Annotated in this window: 24 protein-coding genes; 12 read left to right on the top strand and 12 right to left on the bottom strand. The window is 71.4% G+C overall.

The features are described 5' to 3' along the window. Positions 1-105: 105 nt before the first annotated feature. Positions 106-2052, bottom strand: coding sequence for a DNA topoisomerase (ATP-hydrolyzing) subunit B (gene gyrB, locus AB0C22_RS00360; protein ID WP_219465402.1), 1947 nt, complete (start codon positions 2050-2052; stop codon positions 106-108). A 529-nt stretch (positions 2053-2581) separates the two neighbouring features. On the opposite strand from gyrB, the gene AB0C22_RS00355 reads away from it, so the two are divergent. After that, complete coding sequence (locus tag AB0C22_RS00355; RefSeq protein WP_219465400.1) at positions 2582-3166, top strand: hypothetical protein; 585 nt, start codon at positions 2582-2584, stop codon at positions 3164-3166. A gap of 52 nt (positions 3167-3218) precedes the next feature. On the opposite strand, the gene AB0C22_RS00350 is transcribed toward AB0C22_RS00355, so the two are convergent. After that, positions 3219-3713: a MarR family transcriptional regulator gene (locus tag AB0C22_RS00350; protein ID WP_208565182.1), complete on the bottom strand. Its 495-nt coding sequence runs from the start codon at positions 3711-3713 to the stop codon at positions 3219-3221. A gap of 88 nt (positions 3714-3801) precedes the next feature. On the opposite strand from AB0C22_RS00350, the gene AB0C22_RS00345 reads away from it, so the two are divergent. Further along, positions 3802-4029, top strand: a complete 228-nt coding sequence (locus AB0C22_RS00345; protein ID WP_208565181.1) for a hypothetical protein — start codon at positions 3802-3804, stop codon at positions 4027-4029. A 31-nt stretch (positions 4030-4060) separates the two neighbouring features. Here the strand turns inward: AB0C22_RS00345 and AB0C22_RS00340 are convergent, their stop codons facing one another. From AB0C22_RS00340 to dnaA, 5 genes are all read right to left on the bottom strand, one after another. Continuing rightward, positions 4061-4588, bottom strand: a complete 528-nt coding sequence (locus AB0C22_RS00340; RefSeq protein ID WP_219465396.1) for a DciA family protein — start codon at positions 4586-4588, stop codon at positions 4061-4063. Between the two features lie 286 nt (positions 4589-4874). Then, positions 4875-6008: a DNA replication/repair protein RecF gene (gene recF / locus AB0C22_RS00335; RefSeq protein ID WP_219465394.1), complete on the bottom strand. Its 1134-nt coding sequence runs from the start codon at positions 6006-6008 to the stop codon at positions 4875-4877. A 16-nt stretch (positions 6009-6024) separates the two neighbouring features. Further along, positions 6025-6897, bottom strand: coding sequence for a phosphogluconate dehydrogenase (NAD(+)-dependent, decarboxylating) (gnd, locus tag AB0C22_RS00330; protein WP_357532690.1), 873 nt, complete (start codon positions 6895-6897; stop codon positions 6025-6027). A gap of 41 nt (positions 6898-6938) precedes the next feature. After that, a complete protein-coding gene (dnaN, locus tag AB0C22_RS00325) occupies positions 6939-8072 on the bottom strand; it encodes a DNA polymerase III subunit beta (RefSeq protein WP_208565178.1) in 1134 nt (377 codons plus the stop codon). Positions 8073-8856: 784 nt separating this feature from the next. Next, complete coding sequence (gene dnaA, locus AB0C22_RS00320) at positions 8857-10668, bottom strand: chromosomal replication initiator protein DnaA (protein ID WP_357532688.1); 1812 nt, start codon at positions 10666-10668, stop codon at positions 8857-8859. A gap of 633 nt (positions 10669-11301) precedes the next feature. Between dnaA and rpmH the strand changes: the two genes are divergently transcribed. The 9 genes from rpmH to AB0C22_RS00275 all read left to right on the top strand — a co-directional run bounded on the left by rpmH (position 11302) and on the right by AB0C22_RS00275 (position 20499). Next, entirely contained in the window at positions 11302-11439 is a 138-nt protein-coding gene (gene rpmH / locus AB0C22_RS00315; RefSeq protein WP_208565176.1) for a 50S ribosomal protein L34, read from the top strand. Between the two features lie 29 nt (positions 11440-11468). Beyond that, on the top strand, positions 11469-11900 hold the full coding sequence (rnpA, locus tag AB0C22_RS00310) for a ribonuclease P protein component (RefSeq protein ID WP_219465390.1): 432 nt from the start codon (positions 11469-11471) through the stop codon (positions 11898-11900). A 44-nt stretch (positions 11901-11944) separates the two neighbouring features. After that, positions 11945-12184, top strand: a complete 240-nt coding sequence (gene yidD, locus AB0C22_RS00305; RefSeq protein ID WP_204925644.1) for a membrane protein insertion efficiency factor YidD — start codon at positions 11945-11947, stop codon at positions 12182-12184. A 3-nt stretch (positions 12185-12187) separates the two neighbouring features. Beyond that, positions 12188-13174, top strand: coding sequence for a membrane protein insertase YidC (yidC, locus tag AB0C22_RS00300; protein WP_219465389.1), 987 nt, complete (start codon positions 12188-12190; stop codon positions 13172-13174). A 215-nt stretch (positions 13175-13389) separates the two neighbouring features. Further along, a complete protein-coding gene (locus tag AB0C22_RS00295) occupies positions 13390-13968 on the top strand; it encodes a R3H domain-containing nucleic acid-binding protein (RefSeq protein WP_208565172.1) in 579 nt (192 codons plus the stop codon). A gap of 127 nt (positions 13969-14095) precedes the next feature. Then, positions 14096-14797, top strand: coding sequence for a 16S rRNA (guanine(527)-N(7))-methyltransferase RsmG (gene rsmG, locus AB0C22_RS00290; protein WP_255598812.1), 702 nt, complete (start codon positions 14096-14098; stop codon positions 14795-14797). 274 nt (positions 14798-15071) lie between these two features. Next, positions 15072-16427 carry an AAA family ATPase gene (locus AB0C22_RS00285; protein WP_357532685.1) on the top strand — a complete coding sequence of 452 codons (1356 nt, stop codon included), beginning with the start codon at positions 15072-15074 and terminating at the stop codon, positions 16425-16427. Positions 16428-16454: 27 nt separating this feature from the next. Continuing rightward, positions 16455-17501 (top strand): ParB/RepB/Spo0J family partition protein, encoded by a 1047-nt coding sequence (locus AB0C22_RS00280; protein WP_219465387.1) that lies wholly within the window; start codon positions 16455-16457, stop codon positions 17499-17501. A 2107-nt stretch (positions 17502-19608) separates the two neighbouring features. Further along, on the top strand, positions 19609-20499 hold the full coding sequence (locus AB0C22_RS00275; protein ID WP_357533322.1) for a hypothetical protein: 891 nt from the start codon (positions 19609-19611) through the stop codon (positions 20497-20499). Between the two features lie 121 nt (positions 20500-20620). Here AB0C22_RS00275 and AB0C22_RS00270 read toward each other — a convergent pair whose 3' ends face one another. Both AB0C22_RS00270 and AB0C22_RS00265 read right to left on the bottom strand, forming a co-directional pair. Then, a complete protein-coding gene (locus AB0C22_RS00270) occupies positions 20621-21616 on the bottom strand; it encodes a D-alanine--D-alanine ligase (protein WP_219470487.1) in 996 nt (331 codons plus the stop codon). Positions 21617-21653: 37 nt separating this feature from the next. Next, complete coding sequence (locus tag AB0C22_RS00265; RefSeq protein WP_219465386.1) at positions 21654-22961, bottom strand: PLP-dependent aminotransferase family protein; 1308 nt, start codon at positions 22959-22961, stop codon at positions 21654-21656. A 297-nt stretch (positions 22962-23258) separates the two neighbouring features. Between AB0C22_RS00265 and AB0C22_RS00260 the strand changes: the two genes are divergently transcribed. Continuing rightward, positions 23259-23927, top strand: a complete 669-nt coding sequence (locus tag AB0C22_RS00260) for a GNAT family N-acetyltransferase (protein WP_208565167.1) — start codon at positions 23259-23261, stop codon at positions 23925-23927. A gap of 41 nt (positions 23928-23968) precedes the next feature. Here AB0C22_RS00260 and AB0C22_RS00255 read toward each other — a convergent pair whose 3' ends face one another. The 3 genes from AB0C22_RS00255 to trxB form a co-directional block, all read right to left on the bottom strand. Next, positions 23969-25126: an N-acetylmuramoyl-L-alanine amidase gene (locus AB0C22_RS00255; RefSeq protein WP_357532682.1), complete on the bottom strand. Its 1158-nt coding sequence runs from the start codon at positions 25124-25126 to the stop codon at positions 23969-23971. Positions 25127-25317: 191 nt separating this feature from the next. Beyond that, positions 25318-25641, bottom strand: coding sequence for a thioredoxin (trxA, locus tag AB0C22_RS00250; protein WP_067310719.1), 324 nt, complete (start codon positions 25639-25641; stop codon positions 25318-25320). 38 nt (positions 25642-25679) lie between these two features. Beyond that, positions 25680-26630 carry a thioredoxin-disulfide reductase gene (trxB, locus tag AB0C22_RS00245; RefSeq protein WP_357532680.1) on the bottom strand — a complete coding sequence of 317 codons (951 nt, stop codon included), beginning with the start codon at positions 26628-26630 and terminating at the stop codon, positions 25680-25682. Between the last annotated feature and the right edge of the window lie 163 nt (positions 26631-26793).

Raw genomic sequence — 26793 nt, 5'->3', positions numbered from 1 at the left:
ACTCAGAGTCGTGTTCGTGCTGTGGATAACGCTGTGGAAACCGGCCAGGCTGTGGATAACCCGGTGGACGGCGGCCGACCGGTGCGGCACCGGTCGGCCGGCCCGTCAGATGTCGAGGAACCGCACGTCCTTGGCGTTGCGCTGGATGAACGAGCGGCGGGCCTCGACGTCCTCACCCATCAGCACGCTGAACAGCTCGTCGGCGGTGGCGGCGTCGTCGAGGGTGACCTGACGCAGGGTCCGGGTGGCCGGGTTCATCGTGGTCTCCCACAGCTCGGGATAGTTCATCTCGCCGAGACCCTTGAACCGCTGGATGTCGTCCGGCTTGGCGTTGGGCTTCTTCTGCTGGCGCAGCGCGATCAGCCCGTCACGTTCCCGGTCGGAGTACGCGTACTGGGCGTCGTCGCCCTTCTTGTTCCACTTGATCTTGTAGAGCGGCGGGGCGGCCAGGTAGACGTGACCCAGCTCGACCAGCGGACGCATGAAGCGGAACAGCAGGGTGAGCAGGAGGGTCTGGATGTGCTGGCCGTCGACGTCGGCGTCGGCCATCAGCACCACCTTGTGGTACCGCAGCTTCTCCATGTCGAAGTCGTCGTGGATGCCGGTGCCCAGCGCGGTGATCAGCGCCTGGACCTCGTTGTTCTTGAGCACCCGGTCGATCCGGGCCTTCTCCACGTTGAGGATCTTGCCGCGGATCGGCAGGATCGCCTGGGTACGCGGGTCGCGCCCCTGCTTGGCCGAGCCGCCGGCCGAGTCGCCCTCGACGATGAACACCTCGGACTCGCGCGGGTCGGTGGACTGGCAGTCGGCCAGCTTGCCCGGCATCGAGCCCGACTCCAGCAGCGACTTGCGCCGGGCCAGCTTGCGCGCCTGCTGGGCGGCGATCCGGGCCCGGGCCGCCTGGGACGCCTTCTGGATGATCGTCTTGGCCTCCGCCGGGTTCCGGTCGAACCAGTCGACCAGCCGGTCGTTGCAGACCCGCTGCACGAAGCTCTTGACCGGGGTGTTGCCCAGCTTGGTCTTGGTCTGGCCCTCGAACTGCGGGTTGGCCAGCTTGACCGAGATGATCGCGGCAAGGCCCTCGCGGATGTCCTCGCCGGAGAGCTTCTCGTCGCCCTTGAGCAGCTTCTTGTCCGCGCCGTAGCGGTTGACCACGCTGGTCAGCGCGGCCCGGAAGCCCTCCTCGTGGGTGCCACCCTCGTGCGTGTTGATCGTGTTGGCGAAGGTGTAGACCGACTCGCCGTACGACTCGTTCCACTGCATGGCGATCTCGACCGACATGCCTTCTTCTTCGGCGGCGAACTCGACCACCGTCTTGTGCATCGGGTTCTTGGAGGCGTTGAGGTGCCGGACGAAGTCCGCGATGCCGCCCTCGTAGTAGAAGGTGACCTCGCGGGGCTTGCCCTCCTCGCCCTCGGCGACCCGCTCGTCGAGCAGGTGGATGGAGAGGGCCCGGTTGAGGAAGGCCATCTCCTGGAGCCGGCGGTAGATGGTCTGGAAGTCGAAGTCGGTCGTCTCGAAGACGTCCGGGTCCGGCCAGAAGGAGACCGCCGAGCCGGTGCGGTCGGTGGTCTCGCCCTTCTCCAGCGCGTCGGGCTTGGAGTTGTGGTATTTCTGCCGCCAGACGAAGCCGGACTTGTGGATCTCGACGGCCATCCGGGTGGAGAGGGCGTTCACCACGGAGACGCCGACGCCGTGCAGACCGCCGGAGACCGCGTACGCCTTGCCGTCGAACTTGCCGCCCGCGTGCAGCACGGTCAGCGCGACCTCGACACCCGGCTTCTTGAGCTTGGGGTGCAGGTCGACCGGGAAGCCACGGCCGTTGTCGGTGACCCGGACCCCGCCGTCGGCGAGCAGCACCACGTCGATGGTGTCGCAGTGACCGGCGAGCGCCTCGTCGACCGCGTTGTCCACGACCTCCCACACCAGGTGGTGCAGGCCACGCTCGCCGGTGGACCCGATGTACATGCCGGGCCGCTTGCGGACCGCCTCCAGCCCTTCGAGGACGGTGATCGACTCTGCGCCGTACTCCTGCTTGTCCTGCGCTGCCACCCTCGGCCACTTTCTCGCACCGCCCGCGCCGGGGCGCGGGTGCGCGGGTTCGGCGGACAGGACACGACGTCGGCGCACACGGGCAGCGGCCCCGCAGGGCGGTCGCGGATCGTGCGCGCCGGTCGCCGCGGTTGCCCGCGGATCGCGATCGGCCAGACCCGACCCGGGACGTTGATCAAGGGCCGGTGAGGGCCCCTGTCCGTCGCACCGCGTCAGGTCGTCGTCTCACCGTCAATCTTACTGTGCGCACACGACAGAACCGCCACTCGGCACCCCTGGAAGGCGGCTGAGACCCTCGTAGCCGGCCGAATCTCGCTGTCCGCGACTCCCCCTACACGCCCCGGCCCCACCTCCGTGGCCGCCGCCACGGAATCGGCCGCCCTGCCGGGCGGGCGGGGGGTCGCGTCCGACGGTGGCCGTACCGTAGCTTTGCGGCGCGCGGCAAAGTTGCCCGTCTTGATCTTTTCCACCCGCAACCGGGACGATGGACCCGATCGACCCGACCCGTGCTCTCGAAAGGTGACACCAGATGGGGCTGGACAATGTCGCGGTGCACTGGCCGCGGACCGGCCGCTTCTACGACCCGGTCGCGCCGGCCGAGTTCGTCGACTTCGGCGAGGTCGTGGACATCCCCCGGATCTCCGCGCCGACCGCCGCGCTCGCCGAGCACATCGCCAAGACCGGCACGGTCCGGGCCACCGCCTACACCGAGCTGGTCGACCTGATCCTCGGGCTGGAGAATGTGCTCTACGCCACCGACGCCGCCGCCGAGGACGAGGACCCGGTGATCGATCCGGACGGTTGCTCCTGGATCGCCGGCGGGGTGGAGAAGTTCGTCGTCCAGCACCGGCCGCACGGCGAGACGGTGACCTTCGAGTCGGTCAGCGACGTGCTCCGCGCGCTGCTCGGTGACGGGCGTCTCGCCGAGCAGCAGCTGCGCTGGCTGGGCAGCCGGCTCGACCGGCTGCGCGACGAGAACGGTGACCCGCCGCAGTGGGACTTCACCTGTGCCGAGCTGGGCGTCCTGGCCGCCTTCTACCGGCGCTGCGCCGACCGGGGCTTCGCGGTCTACGCCGACGCCGAGCCCGGTCGCCGGCCCGGCCCGCAGCCCTGACCGCACCCGCACGGTGGCGGCTGACCCCGGCTGGCCGGGCGGTGCGCGGCGGCTAGCTGTCCGGCGTCGCCGGCCCGGCAGGTGGTGGCCCGGCCGTCACCGCGCCGTTGGCGGCGGCGATCACCCGGGTCAGCGCGCCGTGCAGGTCGCGTAGTTCGGCCAGCGGCAACCCGAGCCGGGCGACGACGGCCGGGGGGATCTGCTCGGCACGGGCCCGCAGCGCCCGCCCGCTCCCGGTGAGCGAGACCGCGAGGCTGCGTTCGTCGGCGGGGTCCCGCTCACGGCGGAGGTAGCCGGCCGCCTCCAGGCGCTTGAGCAGTGGCGACAGGGTGCCGGGGTCGAGCTGGAGCAGCCGGCTCAGCTCGCGTACCGACAGCGGCGCGTGCTGCCAGAGCGCCAGCATGACCAGATATTGCGGGTGGGTCAGCCCCATCGGTTCCAGGAGCGGCCGGTAGACCGCGACGACGCCGCGCGCGGCGACGGAGAGCGCGAAGCAGACCTGCTCCTCCAACGCCAGCGGATCCCCGTCGGGTGGGCCGTCCACCACGTGCACCTCCTCGTCGCCGTTGCGATGCTACCAACGATTGGTGTACCAATGGTTTGCACACCAATCGTCAGCAGGGGGGTCGGTGCCGATGAGCGAGGACAAGCCGGTGACGAAGGCCCCGGGCGAGGGCGGTCGACTCCTCGCCTGGGCCTTCAAGAACCTGGCCGGCCCGCCGGAGGTGGCCGGCGCGGTGCAGGGCGGCTCCCGCCAGGCCCGCGACGCCTGGAAAGCCGACCTGGAACGACGCAAGCAGTGGAGCCGCGAGCAGCGGGAACGCAAACGCGCCGAGCGGGAGGCCCGTCGCGCCGAGCGGTGAGCAGTGAGCCCCGAGCGGTGAGGGGTGAGCCTCAGCCGTAGGTGTCGCGCGGCCCCCGACCGCGTACCCGACGCGGCCCCCGTGACCAGGACGGTGCCGCCGGCCCGTGGATGTGCAGCTTGCGCACCACGTTGTGGCCGACCTCCCCGGCGATCCGCTTGAGCAGCGACCCGGCCAGCAAGCGCAGCTGGGTGGCCCACGCCGTCGACCGGGCCTCCACGGTCAACTCGCCGTCCTCCAGCTTGACCGGGCGGCTGTGCTGGGCGATCTCCGCCCCGACGACCTTCTCCCAGGCACCGAAGACGGTCGCCTCGGCGGCCGGTTGCTGCCAGCCGCGCGCCTTCATCAGCCGCTCCAGCACCGCACCAAGCGGTTGCGGGTCACGCGGGTCCGGCCCCGGCCCCGAATAGCCGCGCAGCCGCCGGCCGGCCCCGTCGGCAGCACCGGTGACCCCCGGGCGACGGTTACGGGCCGCCGACTCCCGCCGGGCCTTCGCCGCGTCCAGCACCGCCCGCGCCAGCTCCGGCCCGGTCGCCTGCGCCGCACCCGCCTCCGCCACCCCGGCACCACCGCCCGCCCCGGCGTCGGACGAGCCGGTACCCGACGGTCCAGCGGTGCCCGCACCACCACCGGCCCGTCCACCACCACCGGCCCCGGTGCCGCCCCGGGAGGCGGCGTCCGCACCCCCACCGGCACCGGCGTCCGCGCCGGTTCCGGCCGAGCGGGCCCGCGCGCCGTCCGCACCCCCACCGGTCCCCCCGGCGGTACGCGCACCGCGTGCCCCGCCCGGGGCGGTGCGCCCCTGGCCGCCGGTCGCCTTCCGGGGCCCGGCGGGTTGCTCCGGCTCAGTCGACACGGCGGACCGTCCCGTCGCCCACCGCGTACCGGGCGCCGCGCAGGGCCACCGGGACGTCGTCGTCCACCGCACAGGTCACCAGCAGCTGACCGGCCCCACCGACCAGTTCGGCCAGCCGTTCCCGGCGACCCGCGTCCAGCTCGGCGAAGACGTCGTCGAGCACCAGCACCGGTTCGATCCCGTCGGCGCGCAGCAGGTCGTACCCGGCCAGCCGCAGGGCCAGCGCGTACGACCAGGACTCGCCGTGGCTGGCGTACCCCTTGGCGGGCAGCGGGCCGAGAGTGAGCACCAGGTCGTCGCGGTGCGGCCCGACCAGGGTGGTGCCCCGTTCGATCTCGGCCGACCGGGACTCCGCCAGCGCGGCGGTCAACGCCTCGGCCAGCACCTGCCGGTCGGTGCCCACCCCGGTCAGCTCCACCGACGGCCGGTACGCGATCCCCGCCGCCCCCGCCCCCGCCGCCACCGCGTCGTACGCCTTCGCCACGTGCGGGGTGAGCGCGGCGACCAGTTCCAGCCGGCCGGCGAGCAACTCGGCCCCGTGCTGCGCCAGGTGGGCGTCCCAGACCGCCAGGGTCGACAGGTCACCGCCGCGCGACCCGCCCGTCTTACGGGCCAGGTACGCCGTGCGGAGCAGGGCGTTGCGCTGCTTGACCACCCGCTCGTAGTCGGCGCGCACCCCCGCGTACCGGGGCTGCCGGAGCACCAGCAGGTCGTCGAGGTAGCGGCGGCGTTCCGCCGGGTCACCCCGGACGAGTTCCAGGTCCTCCGGGGCGAACAGCACCAGCCGCAACGCGCCGATCACGTCCCGGGCCCGCCGGGCCGGGGAGCGCCCCAGCCGGGCCCGGTTGGCCTTACCGGGGACGATCTCCAGCTCGATCAGGAGTTCCCGGCCGTCGTGCACCACCGCGCAGCGGATCACCGCCGAGGTGGCGCCCAGCCGGACCAGCGGGGCGTCGGTGGCGACCCGGTGCGAGTCCAGGGTCGCCACGTAGCCCAACGCCTCCGCCAGGTTGGTCTTGCCGACGCCGTTCGCCCCGGTCAGGACGTTCGGCCCCGGCTCCAGGTCGACGCCGACCCGCTCGTACGAGCGGAAGTCGACCAGTTCGAGCCGGCGGACGTACACAGCCTGTGGATGCCGCTCAGCGCTTGTGCACGGCGTGCCCGCCGAACTGCTGGCGCAGCGCGGCGACCGCCTTCATCGCGGGCGAGTCGTCCTGCCGGGAGGAGAAACGGGCGAACAGGGCGGCGGTGATGACGTTCAGCGGGACGGCCAACCGGATCGCCTCGTCGACCGTCCAGCGACCCTCACCGGTGTCGTCGGTGTAGCCGGTCAGGGTGGCCAGGTCCGGGTCCTCGTCCAACGCCCGGTCCAGCAGGTCGAGCAGCCAGGACTGCACGACGGTCCCCTCCCGCCACGACTTGATGATGCCCGGCACGTTCGTCACCATCTCGGCGGCGGACAGCAGCTCGAAACCCTCGGCGTAGGCGTGCATCAGGCCGTACTCGATGCCGTTGTGCACCATCTTGGCGTAGTGGCCGGCACCGACCGGACCGGCGTGCACGAAGCCGTGGTCGCCGGCCGGCTTCAACGCCTCGAAGATCGGCATCAGGTGGTCGACGTGCTCCTGCGCGCCGCCGACCATCAGGGCGTAGCCGTTCACGTTGCCCCAGACACCGCCGGAGACGCCGACGTCGACGTAGCCGATGCCGCGGGCGGCCAGCCGTTCGGCCCGGGGGGCGTCGTCGCTGAACCGCGTGTTGCCGCCGTCGATGATGATGTCGCCGTCGCCCAGCACCTCGGCGAGCGCGTCGATCGTGGCGTCGGTGACGGCGGCGGGGACCATCACCCAGACCGCGCGGGGCGACTCCAGCTTGTCGGCCAGCTCGGCGAGGCTCGCGACGTCACTGCGGTCGGCGTTGCGGTCGTAGCCGACGACCTCCTGACCGGCGGCGCGCAACCGCTCGCGCATGTTGCCGCCCATCCGGCCGAGTCCTACCAGGCCGAGCTGCATCTGCCCCTACCTCCGTGCGTCTGGGTGGTGCCGGTGCGCGGTCAGCGGGACACGCGGATCGGCATGATGAGGTACCGGTACCCAGGGATGACCTCGCCATCCTCGCCTGCGGGCGAAATCACCGCCGGCTTGAACGCGTCGACGAACCGCAGCAGGGCGTACTGGGCCCCCAGGTTGGCCAGGCCGTCGATCAGGTACTGCGGGTTGAAGCCGATGGTCAACGGCTCGCCGGTGAAGGTGGCCTCCATCGCCTCACTGGCCCGCGCCTCCTCGGTGCCGCCGGCCTCGACCACCAGGCCGTCGCTGCTGAAGCTGAGCAGCACCGGGGTGGTCCGCTCGGCGACCAGGGCGACCCGCTTGACCACCTCGATCAGGGTGCTGACCGGGACCCGTGCCTCGGCGTTGCTGGTGGCCGGGAAGAGCGAGCGGACCGGCGGGTAGTTGGCCCCGTCGAGCAGCCGGCTGGTGGTCCGGCGGGTGCCGCCGGAGAAGCCGATCATGCCCTCGCCGGCGGCGCCCTGGGACAGCGCCATGGTCACCGGGCCGCCGAGGGGGCCGAGCGCCTTCGCGGTGTCGTTCAGGGTGCGGGCGGGCACCAGGGCGTTGATGCTGATCTCCGGGTCGTCCGGGTTCCACTCCATCTCGCGCAGGGCGAGCCGGTAGCGGTCGGTGGCGAGCATCGCCAGGGTGCCACCGGACAGTTCCAGCCGGACGCCGGTCATCATCGGCAGCGTCTCGTCCCGGCCGGCCGCGATGGCCACCTGGGCGACGGCGGCGGCGAACGCGGCGGCCTCGACGGTGCCCGCGCTCTCCGGCATCTCCGGCAGGGCGGGGTAGTCCTCCACCGGCATGGTCGGCAGGGTGAACCGGGCGCTGCCACAGACCAGCTCCAGGTGGGCACCGACGGCGGCGATGTCGACCGGCTTGGCCGGGAGCGCCTTGGTGATCTCGGCGAGCAGCCGGCCGGAGACCAGGGCGGCGCCGTCGGCGTCCCCCTGCACCTCGACGGTCACCTGGCTGGAGACCTCGTAGTCGAAGCCGGAGACCTGGAGGTTGCCGTCGGTGACCCGCAGCATCACCCCGGCGAGCACCGGTACGGACGGCCGGCTGGGCAGGCTCTTCGCGGTCCACGCCACCGCTTCGGCGAGCGCGTCGCGCTCCACTCGGAACTTCATCAATGCCTCCGCGTCGACGTCAGCGACAACTCTCTCATGCCGACCGCTGCCCACCGCCCCGCCCGACCGTGCGGGTACCCATCGCACCTTAGGGCGCGTGGGCATCGGCTGTGCGCCCGACCCCGTGCTTCCGGTGCCGGGGCGACTGCCGACGGCAGTGCTGCGGCCCGATCCACAGGAAGTCCAACGGTGATGATTGGTTTTTGATTCTTTAGAAGAGATAACTCATCGTCTTCATCGCACCTGTGCAAACTGTGGGTAACTCGCGTCGTCGCAGGTCAGACCCGTTATCCACCGGTGGGTTCGCTGTGGAGAACCGGGGGGAAAACCCGGTCGGTCGTCCACAGGCACCGGATGTCCCCACCGTTGTCCACCGTCGTCCACCGGTTGTCCACCGGTTATCCACCGGGTTTACCCCCAGTGCTGTGGACGACGGCGTCGGCCCGGAGCCGGCCCGTCCCCAGAACCTTCAACAGGTTGCCCACAGGCCCACCGTCGGCTGTGGAGGACGACCCGGTTGTCCCCAGCCGTCCACAGCACCGTCCCCAGGGTTTATCCACAGTCTGTGGGTAACCGGCTCGGGACGGAGCGTGGTTATCCACCGGTTGTGGAACAGGGGGTGTGGACAACCGGGCCGTCCTGTGGACGAAGGTGACGACTCATCCACAGGACGCGCCCCGGCGACCCGGGGCGGACGGGACCACCGGGGCCGTGCGCCGACACGAAGACGCCCGGCCGAGATGCTCGGCCGGGCGTCGACGACGGGTGGAAAGTGGCGTACGTCTCAGGTGTTCTGCTTGATCCGGTTGGTCAGCTCGGCGATCTGGTTGTAGAGCGAGCGCCGCTCCGCCATCTGCTGGCGGATCTTCCGGTCGGCGTGCATGACGGTGGTGTGGTCCCGGCCGCCGAACGCCTGCCCGATCCGGGGCAGTGAGAGGTCGGTCAGCTCCCGACACAGGTACATGGCCACCTGACGGGCGTTGACCAGCACCCGGGAGCGTGAATGCCCGCGCAGGTCCTCCAGGCTCACCCCGAAGTACTCCGAGGTGGAAACCATGATCTGGTCGGCGGTGATCTCCGGGCCGGCGCCGTCGGGGATGAAGTCCCGCAGCACCTCCTCGGCCAACGACAGCTCGACGGTGGACCGGGTGAGGCTGGCGAACGCGGTGACCCGGATCAGCGCCCCCTCCAGTTCCCGGATCGAGTTCGACACCCGGGAGGCGATGAACTCCAGCACGTCCGGCGGGGCGTACAGCCGCTCCTGGGCGGCCTTCTTCTGCAGGATCGCGATCCGGGTCTCCAGGTCGGGCGGCTGGATGTCGGCGAGCAGCCCCCACTCGAACCGGGTCCGCAGCCGGTCCTCCAACGTCGCCAGCTGCTTCGGCGAACGGTCGGAGGTGATCACGATCTGCTTGTTGGCGTTGTGCAGGGTGTTGAAGGTGTGGAAGAACTCCTCCTGGGTCCGCTCACGGTTCTCCAGGAACTGGATGTCGTCGATCAGCAGGATGTCGACGTCGCGGTAGCGGCGCTGGAACGCACTGGTCTTGTCGTCCCGCAGGGAGTTGATGAAGTCGTTGGTGAACTCCTCGGTCGAGACGTACCGGACCGAGCGGGCGTTGCCGAGCGTCTGGGCGTAGTGCCCGATCGCGTGCAGCAGGTGCGTCTTGCCCAGCCCCGAGCTGCCGTAGATGAACAGCGGGTTGTACGCCTTGGCCGGTGACTCGGCCACCGCGACGCTCGCCGCGTGGGCGAACCGGTTGGACGAGCCGATGACGAACGTCTCGAACATGTACTTCGGGTTGAGCCGGTTGCCGCTGCCCTCCGTACCGCCGGGGCGTCGGTCACCGCCACCGGGTCGGTGGTCGGTGCCGGCCCGACCGGGCCCGCTGTCGGTGACGCCGTCGCGGGCCGGGCCGCGCGGACCCTGCTGGTCACGCGGCGGCCGCCCCTGGTCCCGGTAGGCGGGCTCGTAGCCGCGCGGGTCGGTGTCGGGCTCGGCGCGGTGACGTTCCTCGAAACCGCGCCGCTCGGGGGCGGGGCGGTCCATCCGCGCCGGTTCGGCGAAGCCGACGCCGAACAGCGTGTCCTGACCACCGTCGCGGCTGGCCGGAACCCGGGCCGGGCGGTGGCCGTCCGGCTCCGGTTGCCCGGCGGGCGACCGGACCCCGGGCTGCTCCGGCGGTGGCCCGGCCTCCCGGGGGTACGACGGTTCGGGTTCGTCGTAGGCCGACGGCCGGAACCCCGGATAGTCGTCCACGGCCGGACCGGGCTCCGCCACGACGGCGGCCTCCGGTCCGCTGCGGTAGACGGTGCCGGCGGGCCGTCCGGCGGCGTCCTCGGCGATCCGCACGGTCACCGCGACCTGTATCGGCCGGCCCAGCCGTCGGGTGAGCGCCTCGGTGATGGCCGGTCGCAGCCGCGACTCGATGACGTCCCGGGTGAAGGCGTCCGGCACGGAGAGCAGCGCGGTGTCCTCGACGATCGCCCGCAACCGGGTCAGCCTGAGGTAGGCCCGCTGCTGGGCGGAGATGATCTCGTCGGCGAGTTCGTCCGTCGCCGCGGTCCACACCGCGGCAAGGTCGATCGTTCCGGCCACCGTCGTGCCACCCCCTCGCCTCTGCTCCCGACCGCCGCTGTGGTCCAGCGGTTGTGCCGGGCCCGCCACCGCGTTCGCGGGTGGTACCGCTCACCCACCGGACGGCTGACCGGCCGGCATCCACAAGTTATCCACAGCCTGTGTGTACCGACCGATTGTGGCCGCCCGCCGGGCGCGGGTCGGACCTGCCCCCCTGTCGGGGAGGGCGTTTGAAGCGGGTTCACCGTGCCGAACGATTCACTGCCGGGTCCGGTCTTGCCCTCCGACCACAACCCGGAACCGAAGCTGACCGCAAACGCGCACGGTAACAGCGACGACGGGCCGCCATCAACCGCCGCCACCCCGACCGCCGCTCCCACCCCGGGCGGGACACCCGCTCGACAGGACACCGGACCAGCGGATCGCCGGTCCGGGTGGTTTGACGGTCATTGCCCCCCTGCGTAGGCTGGAGGGGCTGCTCTGTCGCCCTCTGCTAGGGTGATGGGTGCTCGCTGTCCGTGGTCGTCGCCCCGCATCGCCGAGGTTCCGCGCCGCCGGGCAGCACCGATCGGAGGCCACCACCGAGGTGGTCTGGTCCACCAAACGACCCCGGGCGAACCCGCGCCGGGGACGTACGAAAACGGAGAGCCTGACGTGAGCAAGCGCACCTACCAGCCGAACAACCGCCGGCGCGCGAAGACCCACGGCTTCCGGCTGCGCATGCGCACCCGTGCCGGCCGCGCCATTCTGTCGACCCGCCGTGCCAAGGGCCGTAACCGCCTGTCGGCCTGAGGCCGACCGGTCCGGGGACGTGGACAGTCGTGCTGACGGCCGCACAGCGCCTGCGGCGTAGCAGCGACTTCGCCGCAGCCGTCCGTGGTGGTCGACGCGTCGGGCGTGGTGCCGTCGTCGTCCACCTGACACTGCCGGTGGCCTCCACATCCGCCGCGACCACACCCCTCGGGACAACCTCGCCGGAGCCGGCGCGGAGCACCGACCCGGAGCTGATCTCCGGATCGAGCCGCGCCGGCTTCGTCGTGTCCAAAGCCGTCGGGCCCGCCGTGGTCCGCAACAAGGTTCGCCGCCGGCTGCGGCACCTGGTCCGTGAGCGGCTGGACGCGCTACCGGCCGGCAGCACCCTGGTGGTACGCGCCCTCCCCCCCGCCGCCGGCACGCCGTACGCCCGGCTCGGCAGCGACCTGGACGCGGCGATCGCCGCCGCCCGGACGCCTCGGGCGCGGCGGTCGCGGTGAGCAACGGACCCGCCGTGTCGGCACGCCGGAGCATGGGTGCCCGGATGCTCAGTGGTCCCATCATCGCGTACCGTCGTTGGATAAGCCCGGCGTTGCCGGCCCGCTGCCGGTTCTACCCGTCGTGCAGTGCCTACGCCCTGGAGGCGGTGACCCGTCACGGCGCGCTCCGGGGGGCCGGCCTGACGGTCCGGCGGCTGTCGCGCTGCCACCCTTTCCACCCTGGTGGACACGACCCGGTTCCGGAGCCGGGCCGCCGCCGACGCGCCGACGTGACTGGAGTCTGAGAATTGAGTCTCGACTGGATCTACTACGCGATCTCGTGGATCCTGCTGACCTGGCACTCGGCGTGGGACGCCATCGGGGTGCCGGTCCGCACGGTGCTCGGCACGAACTGGTCGTGGATTCTCGCCATCGTCTTCCTGGTGGTCACCGTCCGGGTGATCCTCTTCCCGGTCTTCGTCAAGCAGATCAAGTCCCAGCGGGCGATGCAGGCGCTCCAGCCGAAGGTCAAGGAGCTCCAGGAGAAGCACAAGGGTGACCGGGAGACGCTCCAGAAGGAGATGATGGAGCTCTATCGGAAGGAAAAGGCCAACCCGCTGATGGGCTGCCTTCCGATGTTCCTCCAGATCCCGGTCTTCCTGGGTCTCTTCCACGTGCTGCGCCGGCTCGACCCGGCCAAGGAGGCCAAGAGCCTCTACGGCTGGACCGCCGAGCAGTTCGACAGCGCCTCCAGCGCCACGATCTTCACCGCCCCGATCGCCGGCAAGTTCGGCTCCACCGCCGACGAGCTGGCCCGGCTCGGTGCCAACGGCACCACCGTGAAGGTGATCGCCGGCATCCTGGTCCTGGTCATGATGGGCACCACCTACCTGACCAGCCGTCAGATGATCCTCAAGACCGGCTGGGCGGAGGACCCGCAGCAGCGGATGATCCAGCGGCTGATGCTCTACGGCATCCCGCTCTCCCTGCTCGTCTCCGGCTCGATCTTCCCGATCGGCGTGATCATCTACTGGGTCACCAACAACCTGTTCACCCTCGGCCAGCAGCAGTGGGTGCTCCGCAAGTTCCCGCCGCTGGTGACCAACAAGGGGGTCACCGGCAACAAGGCGACCAGCTCCGGTCCGGTGCAGCCGGCCAAGACCGGCGGTTTCCTCAACCGGAACAAGCCGGTCGCGCAGGCGCCCGCCAAGCCGGCCGCGCCGAAGGTCGCCGGGCCGAAGCCGGGTGCCAAGCCGGCCAACCCCAAGAAGGGCCCGGCCAAGCGCCAGGGCTGAGCCACCGGGCCGCCGTCGGGACGACCGACGGCGGCTCTCCGGCACCGCGCAGCCGCCTCACGGTCGGCGCCGGACCGGGACCGCCGCGCCTTGCGCGGTTGCGGGCGAGACCGCCCGTACCAGACGTGCCCGTGACCGAACCGGCCTCTTTCCGCCGGTCGCCCGGGAGACCAGCGGACCCGACGGTCCGGCCGAGCTAGTACGGAGATGACACCGTGACCGACACCAGCATCCCCAGCGCGGACGCCTCGCTCGACGAGGAGACCGTCCCGACCGCCGCTACCGGTGAGGGTGAGCCCGCCGACGGCGGCAAGGAGAAGAAGTCAGCCGGCGAGGGCGAGCTGTTCGCCCAGAGCGAGATCGCCGCCGACTACATCGAGGGGCTGCTCGACATCCTCGACTACGACGGCGACATCGACGAGCTGGTCTCCGGTGGTCGTCCGGTCGTCGAGGTGGTCGGTGGCCGGTTGCAGAACCTGGTCGGCCAACGCGGCGCCACCCTGGAGGCACTCCAGGAGCTGGCCCGACTGGCTGTGTTCCGCCAGACCGGCTCGCCGAGTCGGCTCCTGCTCGACGTGGGCGGCTACCGGGCCACCCGGCGCAAGGAACTCGCCGCCGTCGCCAAGAACGCGGTGGAAAAGGTCAAGGAGCACGGCGAGCCGGTGCGGCTTGAGCCGATGTCGGCCTTCGAGCGCAAGTGCGTGCACGACGTGGTCAACGCGATGAGCGGGGTGGAGAGCGAGTCCGAGGGTGTCGAGCCGACCCGGCGCATCGTCGTCCGGCCGGCGGACTGAACTGGTGACGCCCGACGACCTCACGACGGATGCCGGTCCCGGCCCGGGTGGCACGCCGCCCGGGCCGCCGTCCGAGCCTTCCGCCCCGTCCGCCCCGTCTGCCCAGGACGCCACCCTCCCGGCCGAGCTGGCCGCCGCCGCGACGGCGCTCTTCGGTGACCGGCTCGACCTGGCCGCCGGGTACGCCGAGCTGCTCGCCACCGACGGTGTGGTGCGTGGTCTGATCGGCCCCCGGGAGGCACCCCGGATCTGGGACCGGCACCTGCTCAACTGCGCCGCCGTCGCCGAGCGCATCCCCGAGGGTGCCAGCGTGATCGACGTCGGCTCCGGAGCCGGGCTGCCCGGGCTGGTGCTGGCGATCGCCCGTCCCGACCTGAACGTCGTCCTGGTCGAGCCGCTGGCCCGGCGTACCTCGTTCCTCGTCGAGACGGTGGAGCGGCTCGGGCTGGCCAGGATGGTCCGGGTGTTCCGGGGCCGGGCCGACGAGGCAGCCACCGGGGCGTCCGGCGTCGGCCCGTTCACCGCCGACGTGGTGACCGCCCGCGCGGTGGCACCGTTGGACCGCCTCGCCACCTGGAGCCTGCCGCTGGTGGTTCGCGGCGGCCGGCTACTCGCCCTCAAGGGGTCGTCCGCGCTGGACGAGATCGCCGAGCATGCCGAGGCCGTGGCGAAGCTGGGCGGCGGCGAGCCGACGGTGCAGCTGTGCGGCACCGGCCTCCTCGATCCGCCGACCACCGTGGTGGAGATCGTGCGGGAGCGGGTCGTCCGACCACCGGGGGCCAAGGTGGCCTCGAAGCGCGCTCGCGGTGGCCGCAAGCGCGCCCGCTGAGTCCTGTCTGTCGCCGCGGATCGGTGCCCGCTGCCCCCGGGTGCCCGGTGCGGTGGCACCGATCCGCGGCGGACGCGGTGCCGCCGGAGAACGAAGATGGACCCGCCGCGCCCGTCCCCCGTAGGCTGACCGCGCGTCGATAGTGTGGGGCGGGTGGATGTCGGGCGCACCGGGTCCCGATCGCCCCCGCCGGGCCGTACGCTCCGCGGTGCGAGCGCGTACGGCAAGCGAGACGGGGTGCGGACCGACCATCCGGAGCGGGTAGGGATGACAGGTGCATGACGACGGCAGGTACGACGATCCACGGGTGAACCGTCCCGACGGATCGGGCTCGGACGCGGGCCCTGTTTCACGTGAAACCGACCATCAGGACCGGACTGCCGGTGGGCAGCCGGCGATCCATCCGCCGGAGCGCACTCCCGGATCGCGGCGTGAGCCTCCGGTGGTGGGTGCGGCACGCCCGGCTCCCGAGTCGTACGTTCCTCCGCCTACCGCCCGATCCGGCTCCGACGGCGGTCCCACCCGTGCTCCCGATGGCCGGGCAGCACCCTCGGCACGACGTAACGCGGGGGCGTCGTCGCGGTTCACGGCTCCGCTGCACGGCAATACACCATCGGTGCCCACCCAACCCCACCCCGACGCGGTGCCCGACGCGACGCCTGCCCTCGACATTCCTGGGCTCGTCCCCGGGCCCGTCGCCGTGGGTTCGGCGGACGCCGCGTACGTTTCACGTGAAACCCCGACGCGCGAAGAGGATGACCCACCGTTGGCTATGGAGGCGATGCGCGCCGTGCAGATCCTTAATCCGAGTGGCGAGGTGACCATGCCCCGTCCTGAGCGGACCCGGGTGATGTGCGTTGCCAATCAGAAGGGCGGCGTGGGCAAGACCACGACCACGGTGAACCTGGCGGTGGCGCTGGCCCTGCACGGCAACCGGGTGCTGGTGGTCGACCTCGACCCGCAGGGCAACGCTTCCACCGGGTTGAACGTCCCGCACCACACCGGGGTGCCGGACGTCTATGACTGCCTGATCGACAGCGTGCCGCTGGCGGAGGTGGCCCAGGAGGTCGAGGGCATCCCCAACCTGTGGTGCGTGCCGGCGACCATCGACCTGGCCGGCGCCGAGATCGAACTGGTCTCCGTGGTCGCCCGGGAGTCCCGGCTCAACCGGGCCATCGAGGCGTACCCGGGGCACTTCGACTACGTCTTCATCGACTGCCCACCCTCCCTCGGGCTGCTGACGGTCAACGCCCTGGTGGCCGCGCAGGAGGTGCTGATCCCGATCCAGTGCGAGTACTACGCGCTGGAGGGGCTGAACCAGTTGATAAACAACATCAACCTAGTTCGCCAGCACCTCAACCCGAAGCTGGAGGTCTCCACGATCCTGCTCACCATGTACGACCGCCGTACCCGGCTGGCCGACGCGGTGGAGCAGGACGTCCGGAACCACTTCGGCGACAAGGTCCTCCAGGCCGTCATCCCCCGCAACGTGCGGGTGTCGGAGGCCCCGAGCTATGGGCAGTCCGTGATGACCTACGATCCCGGATCGCGGGGAGCCACGAGTTACTTCGAGGCTGCCCAGGAAATCGCCGAGCGCGGTGCCAAGGAGCCGGTGAGCCGGAATGCGTAGTGCGGACGAGTCGCTGGGAGGCGTCGTATGAAGAACCGTCCCCGGGGCGGTCTGGGTAGAGGGCTCGGTGCGCTGATCCCGACCGGGCCGGTGCAGGAGAGCACGACCACGGCGACCCTGCCCGTGGAGGTCGACCCGGCGCGGCCGGCGACCGAGACGTCCACCGATCCGGTGGCCTTGGACGTGACGATGCCCGCGCCGGTGGCCCTCGCACCGCCACCCGACGAGCCGCAACTCAGCCCGGTGCCCGGTGCGCGCTTCGCCGAAATCTCCGTCGACGCGATCGTGCCGAACCCCAAGCAACCCCGGCACGTCTTCGACGAGGAGGCGCTGGAAGAACTCAAGACCTCCATCCAGGAGGTCGGCTTCCTCCAGCCCATCGTGGTCCGGCAGCTGGACAGCGAGAAGTACGAACTCGTCATGGGTGAACGGCGCTGGCGTGCCGCCCAGGCGGTCGGTCGGGAGAGCATTCCCGCGATCGTCCGGGAGACGAAGGACGACGCCATGCTCCGGGACGCGCTCCTGGAGAACATCCACCGGGCCAACCTCAACCCGTTGGAAGAGGCTGCGGCCTACCAGCAGTTGCTGGAGGAGTTCGGCGCGACCCACGAGGAGTTGGCCCGGCGGATCGGGCGGAGCCGGCCACAGATCTCGAACACGATCCGGCTGCTGAATCTTCCCCCGCAGGTGCAGCGCCGGGTGGCGGCCGGTGTGTTGTCGGCCGGCCACGCCCGCGCGCTGCTCAGCCTCGACGAGGCCGAGGCGCAGGAGCAGTTGGCCCTGCGGATCGTCGCCGAAGGGCTCTCGGTCCGGGCTACCGAGGAAATCGTGGCACTGACGCTCAGCGACGGCCCCGCGAAGACCCCGGCAGCCAAGCGCCGGTCCAAGGCGCACGCCCCGGCGTTGACCGATCTGGCCGACCGGCTCTCCGACCGGTTCGACACCCGGGTGAAGGTGGACATCGGTCGGAGCAAGGGAAAGATCACGATCGAGTTCGCCACGGTGGACGACCTGGAGCGGATCGTCGGCATCATCGGGGTCGGCGAGGAAGGCCAATCCGAGCCCGAGGACTGATCCGTTTCCCGCCGTTCCCCGGCCGCGTACCCGAGACGGGTACGCGGCCGTTCTGGTGGTGCTGCCCTGCCGCCAGTATGGGCGGTGGACCTGCTGCACTCAGCAGAGCACGTCCACGCCGGGCCCTCGCCCTTTCACCACCCGACTCCGAGGCGTGGCTTCCCGCCCGGCGGCCGTTCTGCTCGGGGTCGGCGGGTTTCTCCCCTGCGGGTCGACATTTCCTCGGGTGCCGCCATCGAGCCGAGCGTCGCCCCCGTTTCACGTGAAACGCAGGAGCGCAGAGTGGACCGCAGGCCAGTCGCGTCCCACCCGCCGACCGCGTGCGGAACCGCCCACCAGTCGACCGGTCGGCCGGGAACTGCCCACCAAGGCGACCGGTCGGCCGGGAACCGTCCACCAAGGCGACCGGTCGGCCGGGAACCGCACGCCCGACCGCGCGCGCCGGCGGGAACCGACCGCGCGCCGGCGGTCGCGGACCACCTGGCATCCGAGGCTTCGCGGAGTAGCCGCCGTCCGCGGAGCGGTCTGCTGATCCGCCCGGCGGCTGCCGTGATGGGTGGACCGGATCGCTCAGGACGCCGGAGACGACTGGAAAGGTGACGCCCCGTCCTGGTGGTACCCGAGATGCTCACGTGACGGCTCAGTCGATCTGAGGGCCTCGGCCCGCTGCGCGAAGCGGAGCCACGGCCGCGCGCTGGGGAGCGAGGCCGACTGTCGTCCTGGGGGCGGTCCGTGCCGTGGGATTTTCGGGCGTGACGGGCACGGCTGCGGGTCGGGCATCGACCATGGTCGCCTCCGGCCATGGACGGGTCGCGCGACCCCCGCCCGCCGGCCTTCCGGCCCCTCCGCCTTCCGGCCCCTTGGCCCCTTGGCCCCTCCCGCACTCCAGCCCCCGACCCTCGGCCCTCCGCCTCAGGCCCTCCGCCCCAGGCCCTCCGGGCCCCAGCCCCCGGGCCGTCCGCCCTCGGCGGGAGATGCTGCTGTCGGCCTCCGGGACGCCACTACCGAAACGACGTTGTTCCACGTGGAACAACGACCTCGATCAGGTTTCACGTGGAACATGCCCGTGCGGTTGCGATCCAACTTCCACCCCGCCGAACCTTCCGTCCGATGGCGGCGGCGGGCGGTACCGGCGGGGAGGCGTCGGAGCTGCCCACTCAGCAGTCGGCACTGCGCCGGTTTCACGTGAAACCGGCCTGCCGCTCCACCGGCGATCGCACCAGGTGCCCGGGGCGGGGTTCGCCGTTCCACACGAAGCCGGACTCGCGTGCGTAGCCATGGAGTCGGCTCCGGCGGCGCAGGTAGCAGCGAATGGTGATCTCAGCGGGCGATCGCGGTGGTCGGTGGTCGGGAGCGAGCAGCGCCATGGCGTCGACGAGGGCATGGGTCTCCCGTATCCCTTGTGATCGAGTGGGCCTCTCCATGGGGCGTCCAGGAGGTGGAGAGTGCCCTCAGGGGATGAGGAGGAGTTGGCGACAGGAGCACGGCCGGTGCTCTGGCGCTCCCCCACGGGACCGATCGGATGGCCGAGAGGACCGGTGTCCGGGCTAAAAGCCCGGAGCTGCCGACAGCTACAGCCGCCCTTCGATCGTTGAACGAGTCGAGCACGCCATCCCTGTGAACAGTGCTGTGGACGAACGCCAAAGTTATCCACAGAAGTTTTCCACAGGCACTACCCGTTTCACGTGAAACAGCGCGTCAGAGCCATCCCCAGCCTGTGGATGACGGGGTGTGGTGGTGATCTCATCAGCCTGTGGACAACCCACCTGTCGCCCCCTCCGCGCCCCGGTGTCAGCCGCTTCGATCGGCCGAAATCCCGTCATGATCAGCGGCGTTCGGGGTAGGGACAGCGGTGCCGGTCTCGGTTAGGGTCAGCGTCGTGCACGACACCCCTGCCTCCCCAGTTCCGGACTTCACCCAGTGGCCGTCGTTTCCCTTCGAGGGTGAGCTGCGCGTCAAGCACCTCGACGAACCGGTGGCGGTCGAGCCTCCCCGTAAGGGCGAAGGGCTCCGGGAGTGCATCGCCTGCAAAGCACCCGACGACGCGTACATCTGGGTGGGTGAGCGGTGGCGGGTGCGGGCCATGGACCGTCCGACCGGCCTGCCCATGGTGCTGATCCTTGAGTCGCGCTCGCATCTCGACCTGGGCGACCTGCCCAATTTGCTCGCTGCCGAACTCGGGGTGATGACCGTCCGACTGGAACGCGCCATCCGCTCGCTGGACGGCGTCGCCCGGGTGCATGTGAACCGGTGGGGTGACGGGTCCGCCCACCTGCACATGTGGTTCCTGGCCCGTCCGTACGGCCGACTCCAGCTGCGTGGCACCTTCCTGTCGCTCTGGGACTCGATCCTGCCGCCCATCTCCGAATCCCAGTGGCGGGAAAACCTCGCACATGTCGCGGCCTGGCTCGCCGAGTTCGGCGGCCGGCCCCTCGCCGAGCCGCCGCGGATCCAGTGGCAGACGCCCTCCAGCATCGCCGCGCAGTCGTCGGCCGAGGCAGCCGCGGCTGCGGCTGCGGGAGACGCCGTCTCCGTGATCGAGTCGGAGGAGGAGATCCCTCTCCCGGTCCCGACGGAAGGCTCGACCGGGGCCGAAGCTGAGACCGGAATCAACACCGAGACCTCGTCGGTGGAGAGTGCGACCGCGTCGGCCCCGGAGCGGACCGGGCCCGACAGCGCGGCCCTCGTCCTCGATCCGCGCAGCACCCAGGACGCCGAAAGCAGGGAAACCCGCACCGTCGGCGCTGACGACGACGGCACCGCTGACGGTGCCGGTCCGGGACGGGCCGACACGGCTGCCCGTCCCGATCCGGAGGGCACGGCCGACCGGGCTGCCGCCGCAACCGGCACCGGCCCGGGTGGCAGCGGAACGGACCGGCCCGGTACCGGGCCCGGAAACACCGACACGGTCGCGTCGGAGGCCGAAGGCACGGCAGTCGACGGTACGGACGGGACCGGCGCCGTCAGCGCGGCGAAGCCCACTACGGGCCCGGCGTGACTGTCGCGTCAGACCCCGACCGGCGCTGACTCGGCCGCACGGGGACCACCCCGACCCGCAGGGCTACCGACCCCTGTCCGGGCAACCCGACGGCAGGAAAGCCCGACGGCGCGGGCGCGGATCAGGGGCGGCGGCGGGCTGCCGTTCGGCCGACCAGTGTGCCGAGGACCTGACCGAAGTCCAGCCCGGCCGCCTGGATCGCCAACGGCAGCAGCGACGTCTCCGTCATGCCGGGCGACACGTTGACCTCCAGCACGTGGGGTCGGCCGTCCCCGTCGACGATCAGGTCGACCCGGGAGAGGTCGCGCAGCCCGAGCGCGGTGTGGGCGGCCAACGCCACCTCGGCCACCGCGCCGGCCACCGCCGGGTCGAGGCGGGCCGGTGCGTGCCAGGTGGTCCGGCCGGCGGTGTAGCGGGCGGCGTAGTCGTACACGCCGTTGCGGGGCACGATCTCCACCGGCGGTAGCGCCTGTGGCCCGTCGCCCAGGTCGAGCACCGACACCGCCACGTCCATGCCGGGCACGTACCGCTCGACCAGTGCCGTCGAGTCGTACGCGAAGCAACCGACCATCGCGGCCGGGAGGGCGGCGGTATCCCGCACCACGGCGGCACCCAGGCCCGAGCCGCCCTGCGTGGGCTTGACCATCAGCGGCAACCCCAACCGTTGCACGATGCGGTCGAGCACGGCCACCGCGCCCAGCTCGGAGAAACGGTCGTGCGGCAGGGCCACCCAGTCGGGGGTGGGGATGCCGTTCTCCCGCAGCACCGCCTTGGCTGACGGTTTGTCCCAGGCCAGCCGGGCGGCCCGCGCGTCACAGCCGACGTAGGGCACGTCGCACAGGTCGAGCACCCCACGTAGCGAGCCGTCCTCGCCGGTCGCACCGTGCAGGGCGATCACCACGGCGTCCGGCGGGTCGGCGGCCAGCGCGGGCAGCAGTGCCACGTCGGCGTCCCGTAGCTCCGCCTCCACCCCGGCGCTGCGCAGCGCGTCGAGGACCCGCCGGCCGGACCGCAGGGAGACGTCCCGCTCGTACGACAGGCCACCGGCCAGCACCAGGATGTGCAGGTCGGCGGCGGAGCCGGTGGTCGCAGGAACTGCGGCGGCGGAATCGGTCACGACGGTGCGCTCGACGGGAATGGCAGCCATGCGGGCATCATGCCAAGTCGGGGCCGGGGACGTCCGCCCCGCCCCGCCGGCTCCCGGTCGGACCGACCGGGCCGAAGACCTGCCGCATGGCGATCTCCTGCTCCATGACCCGGGCCAGCCGGCGTACCCCCTCCCGGATCCGCTCCGGGGCGGGGAAGGAGAAGTTGAGCCGCATGTTGCCGGTGCCGGTGCCGTCGGCATAGAAACCGGTGCCCGGTACGTAGGCGACCCGGGCGGCGATGGAACGTGGCACCATCGCCTTGGCGTCCAGCCCGTCGGGCAGGCTGGCCCAGACGAAGAGACCACCGGTGGGCCTGGTCCAGGTGGTGCCCTCCGGCATCAGGTCGTGCAGCGCGCCGAGCAGGGCGTCACGCCGTTCCCGGTAGACCTCGCGGTAGACCTTGAGCTGTTCGCGCCACGGCATCGTCGACAGGTACGTCGTGACGGCGGCCTGCGCGAAAGCGCTGGGGCAGAGGATCTGCGCCTCACTGGCGATGACCAGTTTGTCGCGGACCGCGTGCGGGGCCAGGATCCAACCCACCCGCAGCCCGGGGGCAAAGGTCTTGGAGAAGGTGCTCAGGTAGAACACCCCGTCGCGGCGGCGGGCCCGCAGCGGCCTGGGCGCCTCACCCTCGAAACCCAGCTGGCCGTACGGGTCGTCCTCGACCACAAGCAGGCCGGCGCGCTCGCAGATGTCGAGCACCCGTTCCCGCCGTTCCTCGCTCAGCGTCACGCCGGCCGGGTTCTGGTAGGTGGGGATGGTGTAGAGGAACTTCACCCGCCGGCCGGCGCGGGCCTGGTCGGCGATCGCCACCTCCAGGGCCTCCGGGATCAGCCCGTCGTCGTCCATCGGCACGTGGACGACCTGCGCCTGGGCGGCCTGGAACACCCCGAGTGCGCCGACGTAGGTCGGGCCTTCGGCGAGCACCACGTCACCCGGGTCGAGGAAGAGCCGGGCCACCAGGTCGAGCGCCTGCTGACCGCCGACGGTGACCACCACGTCGTCGGGGGAGGCGCCGCAGGAGGCGTCGATGCCGGAGTCCGCCATCACCTCGCAGATCCGTTCGCGCAGCTCCAGGGTGCCCTGGCCGATGCCGTACTGGAGGGTGGTGGTGCCGAGCTCGCTGCCGAGCTTGCCGAGCATCTCGCCGACCGCGTCGAGCGGCAACGCGGCGATGTAGGGTGCGCCACCGGCGAGCGAGACGACCTCCGGCCGGCTGGCCACCGCGAAGAGGGCCCGGATCTCCGAGGCGGTCATGCCCCGGACGCGCCGGGCGTACCGGTCGGTGTAGTCGTCAAGCGTCGTGCCGGTCATGACATCACCTCGATCGGGTGTCGGTCGGGCTCCCGCCCGCTGGGGTACCCGCGGTGCCGGCGACCATGGCGGCGCGGGGACGCCGGTCGGTCGATCGTAATCCCCGGCGGGGCGGTCGTCGGTCACGATGTGGTCCCCGTCCACATCCCGGACGTCCGTCCCCGGGCCCGGGTGGCGATTCGCGCGTCCCCTCCCGTACGGTCGGCAGGCGGCGTACGATCGCTCGTCGGGGACGCAGCCGGTGTGCCGCCGCTGCGGGCTGGTCTCGCCTCCGAGCCTGAGTGTGGGGATGCGCTGATGTCGCGACGTCTGGTCAGTCTGACCCTCGACACCCTGGAGGACCTGCCTCGCCCGTGCCGGCAGTGCGTCTACTGGGAGTTGGACCCGGTCTCCGCCGAGCGGGCCTGCGCCAACGGTGACCCGGGGCTGGAGAAGGAAGCGTGGGTCTCCCAGACGCTGCTGGAGTGGGGTTCCTGCGGCAAGCTGGCGTACGTCGACGGGATGCCCGCCGGTTTCGTGCTGTACGCGCCGCCGGCCTACGTGCCCCGCTCTATGGCCTTCCCGACCTCGCCGGTGTCGGCGGACGCCGCGTTGCTGATGACCGCCAGTGTGGTGCCCGCGTTCGCGGGCGGTGGGCTGGGCCGGATGCTGGTGCAGGGTGTCGCCCGGGACCTGACCAAGCGGGGCATCAAGGCGATCGAGGCGTTCGGTGACGCGAAGTTCGGTGACGAGCCGGAGGACACCGTGCGGGCCTGCGTCGCCCCGACCGATTTCTTCCTCTCGGTGGGCTTCAAGACGGTCCGTCCGCACCCCCGCTACCCGCGCCTGCGCCTGGAGCTGCGCACCGCGCTGAGCTGGAAGTCCGACGTCGAGTACGCGTTGGAGAAGCTGCTCGGCTCGATGAGCCCGGAGAGCCTGCTCCGGCCGGTGCGCCCCGCCCCGGCGACCCGGTCCAGCGCCGGCTGAGCGGCGAGCCCTGCGCCCGCCAGCCCGCGGCACCACCGGGTTCAGTCGCGGACCGCGCCGGCCGTCACCACCGCCCGCAGGGCGCTGACGTCGATCGAGCCGGTCGGCACGTCCCGTTCGACCGGGAAGAACATCCGCTGTACGGCGGCCACGATCGCCTCGACGACCCGGTCCCGGAACCGGGGGTCGACCAGCCGGGACCGGTCCTGCGGTGAGGTCAGGTAGCCCACCTCGACCCGGACGGCCGGCATCCTGGTCAGTCGCAGCAGGTCCCACGCCTTGGCGTGGGTACGGCAGTCCCGCAGCCCGGTCCGCGCCACGATCTCCCGCTGCACCAGCCCGGCGAGTCGTTCCCCGGTGGCCGAGGTGACGCCGTTGTCGGTGCCGTAGTGGTAGGTGGCGACCCCGTCGGCGGCCGGGTCGGCGTGACCGTCGGTGTGCAGCGAGATGAACACGTCGGCACCGAGGGAGTTGGCCAGTTCCGCCCGGTCGACGTCCGGCAGGCAGTCGCGGGGGGAGGGGCCACGGGTCAGCTGCACCCGTACCCCGGCTGCGGCGAGCCGCCCCTCCAGCCGGCTGGCCAGGTCGTGCACCAGGTCCGCCTCGGTCCAGCGCAGTGAACCGTCGGGCACCACCACGCCCGGGTCGGTGCCGCCGTGCCCCGGGTCGATGACCACGGTCCGCCCGACCAGCGTCGGGCCGGACTGCCGGATGGCGTCGGACTCCCGCAGCCACTGGGGGCGTCCGCCGACCACCTTGCGGCCGAGCCGCCGCAGCGCACCCATCGTGTACGGGCCGCAGGAGCCGTCGGGCTTCAACCCGACCTCACGTTGGAACTGGGCCACCGCCCTGGAGGTGCGTACGCCGTAGACGGCGTCGGCGCCCCCGACGTCGTACCCCATCTCCAGCAGTCGTTCCTGCAGGGAGCGGACGTCATCGCCGGTGAGGGGTTCGGGCACCGCGTGGTAGAGGGTGCGGGCCCCGAGTCGCCAGCGGGCCGCGTCCAGGGCCCGCCAGGTCTCCGCGCCGACCCGGCCGTCGGCGCTGAGCCCACGGGACTGCTGGAAGGCCCGGACGGCACGTTCGGTGGCGACGTCGAACTCGTCACCGGGTGTGGCGGCGAGGAGGTCCAGGCCGGTCAGGACGGCACGGATCTCGGTCACTGCCGGTCCACGGTCACCGGATCGGATCGGACGCACGCAGGACCCCCTCAGAGGTTGGCTGCCGGGCACCTTCGCAGACGGCCACGCTGTGCGTCCGGAGGACCAGCGCTTACGGAGCGTACCGTGACCGGTCTGGTTCGGCCGGCGGTTCGCGCAGGTCAGGTGGCGCCGGGACGACCGGAACCCCGCACCCGGTGGGGGTACGGGGTTCCGGTGGTGCGCAGGTGTTACAGCGCCGACTCGATCAGCCGGACCAGTTCGCCCTTCGGCTTGGCCCCCGCGATCGACTGCACCGGCTCGCCGTTCTTGAAGATGGTGAGGGTCGGCACCGACATGATCCGGTAGGCGCGGGCCGTCTCCGGGTTCTCGTCGATGTTGAGCTTGACGATGGTGACCTGACCGGCCATCTCGCCCGCGATCTCCTCCAGTAGCGGCGAGACCTTGCGGCACGGGCCGCACCACTCGGCCCAGAAGTCCACCAGGACCGGCTTGTCGGACTTCAGCACGTCGGCGGTGAAGCTGGCGTCGGTGACGACCTTCGTTGCTCCCACTATGACCCTCCTCCTCAGATTGTTGGTGTTGCTGTCGTTCAGCTCAGGGTGGCGATGAACCGCTCGGCGTCGAGGGCGGCGGCGCAGCCGGTGCCGGCGGCGGTGATCGCCTGCCGGTAGGTGTGGTCGACCACGTCACCGGCGGCGAAGACACCCGGCACGCTGGTGCGGGTGCTCGGGGCCTGCACCTTCACGTAACCCTCGTCGTCCACCTCGACCTGGTCGCGGAAGAGTTCGCTGCGCGGGTCGTGGCCGATCGCCACGAAGACGCCGGTCACGTCGAGCACCTTGACGTCGCCGGTGTGCACGTTGCGGACCCGGACGCCGGTCACCTTGCCGTCGTCGCCGAGCACCTCCTCGACGGTGCTGTTCCACTCCACCCTGATCTTGTCGTTGCCCAGCGCGCGGTCGGCCATGATCTTGCTGGCCCGGAACGAGTCGCGCCGGTGGATGATGGTGACCGACTCGGCGAACCGGGTGAGGAAGCTGGCCTCCTCCATCGCGGAGTCACCGCCGCCGACCACCACGATGTGCTGGTTGCGGAAGAAGAACCCGTCACAGGTGGCGCAGGACGACACGCCGTGCCCCAGGTATTCCTGCTCGCCCGGGACGCCCAACGGACGCCAGGCCGAGCCGGTGGAGAGGATGACGGCCTTGGCCCGGTAGGCGGTCTGCCCGACCCACACGGTGCTCACCGCGTCGGAACCGGTGTCGCCGGTGTCCTTCAGCTCGACCCGGGTGACGTCGTCGGTCAGGAACTCCGCACCGAACCGTTCGGCCTGCTTGCGCATGTTGTCCATCAGCTCGGGGCCGAGGATGCCGTCGGCGAAACCGGGGAAGTTCTCCACCTCGGTCGTGGTCATCAACGCACCACCGGACTGCACACCCTCGATCACGAGTGGCTTCAGGTTGGCGCGCGCGGCGTAGACCGCCGCCGTGTAGCCGGCCGGCCCGGAGCCGATGATGATCAGGTTGCGGACCTCGTCCACTGCCGTCTCCCGATGTGTGTGTACGACATCGGCGGCGCACCGACGTCGATCCGAGCGCCGACGGTTCAACGACGTCGGCGGCTGACTTGCAGAACGTCATCGTACGAACCGGGGATTCCCGGACCGGTCGTCCGGTGGGTCACGTCACGCGATGCGGGACGAG

Source organism: Micromonospora sp. NPDC048894 (genome assembly GCF_040649765.1).
In the GTDB taxonomy this organism is placed as follows: domain Bacteria; phylum Actinomycetota; class Actinomycetes; order Mycobacteriales; family Micromonosporaceae; genus Micromonospora; species Micromonospora antibiotica.
Note: the sequence above shows the minus strand (reverse complement) of the source record. Positions and strands in the feature narration are given on the sequence as shown.